Here is a 5,141-nt window from a genome sequence, read left to right on the forward strand (position 1 = left end):
GGATCGACGGGATCGATTCTGTCAGCGGAGCAGGCAGGCAGCGTGACCTGACCAGCTGGCTTTGGACCGGGCCGATTGAGAGGATCAGCCGAGACCGGAGGAGTTGAGGATGAAGCGAGGACAGAAGCCGAGTGCGGAGCAGGTGGTCCTGACCCTCGGGGCCGACCTCGTCTGCGCAATGACACGTCGTAACTTAGTCTCCAGGGCCTTGCGGTTGGCAATCCCGGTCAGGGCATCGGTGGTCGCCTCCTGCTTTACTTCGATCAGATTCTGGCGAAGCTTGGCAATGCGCAGGGACGACGCCGAGAGTTGCTGTTCCAGGACGCGGTTCCGCGCGCTTGCTTTGCTGGTCTCCAGGGACAAGGCGGCGACGGCCTTGAGCAGGTCCTCAACCGTACTTCCCTCGTTCAAGCGGTCCTGCCATTCGGCCAGTGCCATGCCGTATTCGGTCAAGGGCTGCTGGTGGGCCGTGACCTGCTCGACTATCTCCTCGGTTGCCTGCGCGATCTGGTCGGCACCATCGCTCAGCGTGGCGGTGCGCCCGTCCTCTGCGATGCACTCATCGTAAGTCGATTCGAGGAACTCTGCTGTCAGGGGTAGGCCGCCGTCGAACCGTTCACGAATGCGGCGTGACACCTCTGGATCGGAGCTGCCGTAATAACTGTATAGCAACTCATAGTTGCGCGGCGTCGCAGGCAAGGAGTGCTGCCGAAGGCCGTCCCAAGTCATTTCTGGTAAGGAGAGACCAACCGTTGTCTTTGGGATCGCAGCGGTTTGTTGAACGCTCATGCGTTGCACTCTCTGCGTGTGACGCTGCGCAGCACTCAACTCAGGTGCGCGCGAGCAAACTAGCGGAAAGTCGGTATTGCTTCGTAGATCGACGTTCTTCCGGAACGTTCAGTCGAGATCAATCTCGTCCTACCCATTCAATTCATTGTGATTCTATAGGTACGGTCCAGTGGTTTGCTCAAATTATGAGCTGAATATGGTCTCATGGTGCGAGGAAGATGTAGTAGCCCATTGTATGGGTTGCCTCTTCGGCGGCCTTGCTCTGAAAGCCCAGTGCAGCATCAACTTCGCTAGACCACGTTGCACGGTAGGCCCAACGTTCCGCCTCCACAAAGGTGGGTACAGGACGATCCTGACGAACGGCACAGCATAGATCAGGCTCCTGTTTGCGGCAGAACACATTGTAGTGGGCAAACTTTGGGTGTAGTTGTGCCATGCGGTTTTGTGGCTCTTGGCTGAATGGGTAGGCAAAGCAGCCGACGTGCACGCATCGCGACGTGCGCAGGCCCCTTGTTGGCCGCATGCTCTACGCCAAACCCGATTGTATGAAATGTGACATTAAGCGACGCGGTGCGGCCGGAACGTATCGTGTGCCGGGGCATTCTCACGCCCATTCGAGGCGTGCAGTTGAGTAAGCGTACCCCTATGTCAGACGAGATGACGACCGATGCCGTAGGTCGCACGACCGTGCTCGTGGTCGAGGACGACAGTCTGGTGCGGCTAATGACGGTGGAAGCCCTGACGGACGAGGGCTATCAGGTCATCGAGGCCGCCACAGCGGATGAGGCGCACAGGCTGCTTGAAGCCCACAGCGATGTGCAGGTTCTCGTCACCGACGTTGAGATGCCAGGAACACTGAATGGGTTTGCGCTCGCGCATGTTGCGCGCGAACTCTCGCCCTCAATCGGTGTGATCGTCTTCTCGGCTCGCACCTTCCCCAGCAAAGGTACCCTGCCAGTAGGCGCACGATTCCTGCAAAAGCCTGTCGGACCGTCCGCCCTCATCTCGCTCGTTCACGACCTGATAGCCGAGCGAACGAAAGGCCTTCCTGCTGAATTTACATTGGACGAGCTTGCCGATCAGCCCATTTCCAGCGGGATATCGAGTGTGCAAATCACACCGGTTGGTTCGTAGCTCAACCGCACCTCGCCCCCGAGTTCATTGGCCAATCCCCGCTCAATCATCCGGGTGCCAAACCCGCTTCGCGTCGGCGGCGTCACAGGCGGACCGCCCCGCTCCTCCCAACGCAGGCTCAGCCGCAGCTTGGCATCCGTTCCGTCGCTTCCCGCCTCGCGCATGGTCCACGTCACCGTCACAGTACCGGTTGCGTTCGAGAGCGCGCCGTACTTGATCGCGTTCGTGGCAAGCTCGTGCAGCATCATCGAGACCGCCAGCGCGATTCGCGCCGAGACTCTGACCGCATTGCCCTGCCACTGGCAGCGCTGCCCGTCACCGCCATGCAGGCGAAGTGCGTCGGCAACGATCTGGGCGAGATCAGCGCCGTCCCAGTTCTCGGCCGTCAGCACATCATGGGCCTGAGCGAGAGCAATTAGGCGTGCCGTGATCGACTCACGCGCCTCGTTCATCGACGCGGCACTGCGAAGCGTCTGCGTCGTGAACGCCTGAACGGTCGCAAGGGTGTTCTTCACACGATGGTTGAGTTCGTTCACCAGCAAGGCTTGGTGCTCGGCCGCCCGCTTCGCATCCGTGCGATCACGCAAAATCTTGAGGAAGCCGACGAGCCCGCCCTCATCGTCGCGCAGCGGCATCATCAGCCCGTTGGCCCAGAAGCGGCTACCATCCTTGCGCAGGTGCCAGCGGTCGTCCTCGCCCCGGCCCTCCGTCACAGCCAGACGCATCTCGGTTTCGGCAATGGCGTTACGGTCGTCTTCAGGCGTGAAGATCAGGTTGGCGGGCGCACCGATTGCTTCCTCTTCGGTCCAGCCCATTAGGTTCTGGGCACCCGAGTTCCAGCCCGTGATGCGGCCTGAAAGATCGATGGTGAAGATCGCATAATCCTTCGCGCTCTCAACCGCGAGGCGGTAGCGGGCTTCGCTGGTTGCGATGAGGCTACGACTGGCGACCAACTCGACATTGACCTGCTCCAACTCGGCGCAGCGGGCCTCAGCCAGAGCAAGGGCGGCTCGCGCATCGGCAAGTTCTCGCTCATGCCCGGCTGTTGCCGCTGGAACGTCCTTGGCTGTGCGCCGAACGGCTTCATCGAGCGACCGACGCAGCCGCGCGATCTCGGCCTCAAGCTCAACCTCACGATCCGGGATCGTAACGGCATGATCATCCAGGGTGGTCAACGTGGTCACCGAACGTGCAGGGCTGTTGTCGCAACGCTGCGGTGGTTTCGCGAAGCGTCCATCCACGTCCATCTGACCAAGTTCAAGGCACGGCTATGGCGAGCCATGGTGGATTGGCGTCGTCTGCGTAGAGTCTCGGTGTCGCACATCAAACAGGCTCAGCGCTGGCGGCGTGCAGCCCTTGCAGGCGGTCAGGCCCAATGATCTCGTCACCAACCCTGATCCACGGAACGCATCCGTCATCGCGTGACGTGTTCAGGGCGTAGGCCACCGCCGTCTCAAGCAGAGACCACGCTTCAGGTCCTAGGCTCAGGTGGGGTGAAGCAGCCGCGAAATGCTCAGCGGTAGGATGAGCGCCCTCTTCTGCCCACAAGAGCAGGACGGGTAGGGTTCTATCCAGACGATCTTCCACCCGAGCCTCCTTACGCAAAACGTGTGGACACGAACCTTAGCAAAACCAACAAAACGTGTTGTCAGCCGTAGCTTGCCGTGTCAGGTTCCGGCTGTCCGTACAAGGCTATACGGGAGAGCCCAGATCGGCATCGCCGATTATGGCGTCGAGCAACGACCGCCCCCGGAAGTTGCTAGGCACAATCTCGTAGAGTGGACGATCTGGAGTGAGACGCTGCGGCGTCCGCCAGGAGGTGCGAGGCCCAGTGCATGGCCTCTCGTGTCTCTCGGTATCCGCGACAGAGGGGGGCGACCGGAAGGGTTCGCCGGGCCTACCGCCCGTCTGTCGAGGAGAGCGCCATGTACGCGGACACCCCTGAGACGTTTCCTGCTCCAGGCTTTGACTGGAATGACGAGCCTTCGTGCGCCGAGGTGTTCGGGCACGTGGATGCTGCGATCTACACCACCGATGCTGAGGGCTGGCTGACCTACTACAACGAGGCGGCGGCCGCCTTGTGGGGCTACCGTCCTGAACTTGGTAGAACCCGCTGGTGCGGTTCCTGGCGCATCTATCAGCTTGATGGCACGCCGCTGCCGCTTGATCAGTGCCCCATGGCGGAGGCGATGCAGCAGGGCCAGGAGGTGCGTGGCGCTAGAGCCGTGCTGGAGCAGCCCGATGGAACGCTGATCCCGTTCATGCCCTTTCCGACGCCGCTGCGCGATGCATCAGGACAGGTGGTCGCGGGCTCGAACCTGCTCCTCCCGCTTCAGACACCAGCCCCGCTCGCTTCGTCTAACCAATTGGACGAAGAACCTGACGCAATCTCGCCGTTTGCGTTTGAGGCCGCGTTGGACCCTGACCGCTTAACAGGCTGCATGCAGTGGGCACTGGCGGCGCTCGCCGATGTCGAGTTGGCCTACCAGTTGGATTGCGAGCGCCTCGCGAAATGGACTGGCCCAAAGGCAGAGCGGGATCGCATCCTGAGACAGGTGGAGCACAGGCGGCGGAGACAGCGTCAGCCCTTGCAAGAGCTTCTCGACGAGCTTGACAGGTGCTTTTCTGCTACTGTTGCAAGCCGCTTAACAGCATGCGTGCAATCTGTGACATCGAGACAGGCACTGGCCTGATCTTTAGTGGCGGGAGGGGGCGGACCGGCTGTGAGGCGATTGCGGTATCACGCTGACCCACCAGTTGGCATGGAGATGCGCTGGATGTCGCAACGAGCAGCGCTCATGTCTTGGCCGAGAGCATCACCATCCGCGTCTTGCCGCCATTGCGCGAGACCGAGGCCCACTTAGCCCCGCCCTGAACGATGAGGCCACGCCGACGCCGGCTACAGACCTCCGGGTGCGCAGCCCGGTGGTATAGCATGTGATCAGCGATCTCAACGCATCAGCAGCTTCGCGTAGATGCGTGCACGATTGTAGTACATGATGAACAGCAGTAATGCGTGAGCAGGATCAAAAGGCGGGCGGATGATAGCGGAGGATCGGCTCTCTGGTCTCGACCGCCTGATTACCATTCTCGAAGAACGTCGGATCGAGCAGATGCTCCATATCGCCTTCCGGATGGCTGAGGACGCCGACACCACTGAGGCCGAAGCTGGGCTGCGCGAAATCGAGGCTGCGTTTGCCAGGATGCGGGTGCAGCGG

Annotated in this window: 5 protein-coding genes; 2 read left to right on the top strand and 3 right to left on the bottom strand. The window is 61.2% G+C overall.

Annotated elements, in window-relative coordinates; translation table 11 throughout:
• Positions 1–84 precede the first annotated feature (84 nt).
• Entirely contained in the window at positions 85–789 is a 705-nt protein-coding gene (locus MFF55_RS25975; protein ID WP_238247057.1) for a hypothetical protein, read from the bottom strand.
• 657 nt (positions 790–1,446) lie between these two features.
• Here MFF55_RS25975 and MFF55_RS25980 point away from each other — a divergent pair.
• A complete protein-coding gene (locus tag MFF55_RS25980; RefSeq protein ID WP_238247059.1) occupies positions 1,447–1,923 on the top strand; it encodes a response regulator in 477 nt (158 codons plus the stop codon).
• On the opposite strand, the gene MFF55_RS25985 is transcribed toward MFF55_RS25980, so the two are convergent.
• Positions 1,869–3,170 (bottom strand): sensor histidine kinase, encoded by a 1,302-nt coding sequence (locus MFF55_RS25985; RefSeq protein ID WP_238247062.1) that lies wholly within the window; start codon positions 3,168–3,170, stop codon positions 1,869–1,871. The two genes, MFF55_RS25980 and MFF55_RS25985, sit on opposite strands and share 55 nt — an antisense overlap.
• A 678-nt stretch (positions 3,171–3,848) precedes the next feature.
• Between MFF55_RS25985 and MFF55_RS25990 the strand changes: the two genes are divergently transcribed.
• A complete protein-coding gene (locus MFF55_RS25990) occupies positions 3,849–4,616 on the top strand; it encodes a PAS domain-containing protein (RefSeq protein ID WP_238247064.1) in 768 nt (255 codons plus the stop codon).
• Between the two features lie 333 nt (positions 4,617–4,949).
• Here the strand turns inward: MFF55_RS25990 and MFF55_RS25995 are convergent.
• On the bottom strand, positions 4,950–5,141 hold a 192-nt coding region (locus tag MFF55_RS25995; protein WP_238247066.1), incomplete at its 5' end, for a hypothetical protein.

The sequence above is a fragment of the Methylobacterium iners genome (assembly GCF_022179305.1).
Lineage (GTDB): Bacteria > Pseudomonadota > Alphaproteobacteria > Rhizobiales > Beijerinckiaceae > Methylobacterium > Methylobacterium iners.

Coding starts and splice junctions, on each gene's coding strand:
- MFF55_RS25975 (WP_238247057.1), bottom strand. CDS start 789: ATGAGCGTTCAACAAACCGCTGCGATCCCAAAGACAACGGTTGGTCTC.
- MFF55_RS25985 (WP_238247062.1), bottom strand. CDS start 3,170: ATGGACGTGGATGGACGCTTCGCGAAACCACCGCAGCGTTGCGACAAC.
- MFF55_RS25990 (WP_238247064.1), top strand. CDS start 3,849: ATGTACGCGGACACCCCTGAGACGTTTCCTGCTCCAGGCTTTGACTGG.
- MFF55_RS25980 (WP_238247059.1), top strand. CDS start 1,447: ATGACGACCGATGCCGTAGGTCGCACGACCGTGCTCGTGGTCGAGGAC.